At 67.3% G+C, this 1261-nt stretch carries 2 protein-coding genes; both read left to right on the top strand.

Going from position 1 to position 1261, the window contains the following annotated elements; translation table 11 throughout:
• Positions 1–524, top strand: a 524-nt coding sequence (locus tag G6023_RS12880) for a recombinase family protein (RefSeq protein ID WP_241727852.1), incomplete at its 5' end; no start/stop codon positions are given.
• 32 nt (positions 525–556) lie between these two features.
• On the top strand, positions 557–1261 hold a 705-nt coding region (locus tag G6023_RS12875; protein WP_347570773.1), incomplete at its 3' end, for a TnsB C-terminal domain-containing protein.

The following is a 1261-nucleotide window of genomic DNA, read 5'->3' as shown; positions in this document are numbered from 1 at the left end:
CCGGCTGCTACAAGGTCTTCACCGACACCGCCTCCGGGACATTGGCCTCCCGCCCAGAGTTGGGAAAGCTCCTCGATCAACTGCGCCCGGGCGACACCCTCGTGGTCTGGCGACTGGACCGGCTGGGCCGATCGATTCGGCATCTGATCGATCAGCTGACCGAGTTGCAAGAGCGCGGAATCGAGTTTCGCTCCCTGCAGGAAAACATCGACACCGGGTCCTCGGGCGGGCGGCTGGTGTTTCACATCTTCGCCTCACTGGCGGAGTTCGAACGAGACCTCATCTCCGAACGCACCCACGCCGGCCTTGAAGCCGCCCGAGCCCGTGGCCGTAGAGGTGGGCGTCCGCCGTTGTTGTCCGGGGACAAACTGCGCACCGCCCGCAAGCTCTACGAGCAACAAGACATGACCGTCGCCCAAATCGGCGAGGTCCTGGGGGTCAGCCGCACCACCGTCTACCGAGCGCTGCAACGCGGGGCCGATAAGCCCCCGGCTCCGCGCCGACAGAAGTCGACGACGGCGTAGCAATGAGCGGGGGCAGTGAACCTCAAGGTTCGATCGGCGCCCCCACTGGTGCGAAGACTGCCGCGGCCCGATGGCAGGTCCTACGCCAACACGTGGAGAGCGGGGTCCCGCTGACCCAGTTGGCCGCAGCCGAAAAGGTCGGGGAACGCACTTTGCAACGCTGGCTCGCCGCGTATAGAAAGGGCGGGATCGCCGCGCTGGCTCCGGCAACGCCACCCAAGCGTGGGCGGCGCACCCACCCAGACCTTGTGGCCTACATCGAAGGCCTGGCGCTGAGTACGCCTCGGCCGTCCACCGCGGCGATCTTCCGCAAGGCCGCCACGACCGCCACCCGCCGCGGATGGCCGATGGTCTCCGCGAGCACCGTGCGGTCCATCGTGACCGGTCTGGATCCCGGCATGGTGACCTTGGCTCACCAGGGCGCAGCGGCCTACCGGGACACCTACGAGTTGGTGTGGCGCCATCGAGCCGAGCGGGCCAATGCCACCTGGCAGGCCGACCACACCGAACTCGACATCCTCATCCTCGACGCCAACGGGCGGCCCGCCCGGCCGTGGTTGACCGTCATCCTCGACGACTACTCCCGGGCGGTGTGCGGCTACATGGTCTTCCTCGGTGCACCCTCGGCGATGAACACCGCGCTGGCGTTGCGGCACGCGATCTGGCCGAAGAACGATCCGAACTGGCCGATGTGCGGCCTGCCCGATGTGCTCTACGTCGATCACGGGACCGACTTC

Source organism: Dietzia sp. DQ11-71, from assembly GCF_014144995.1.
Taxonomy (GTDB): Bacteria; Actinomycetota; Actinomycetes; order Mycobacteriales; family Mycobacteriaceae; genus Dietzia; species Dietzia kunjamensis.
This window is presented reverse-complemented; position numbering and strand designations above follow the sequence as displayed.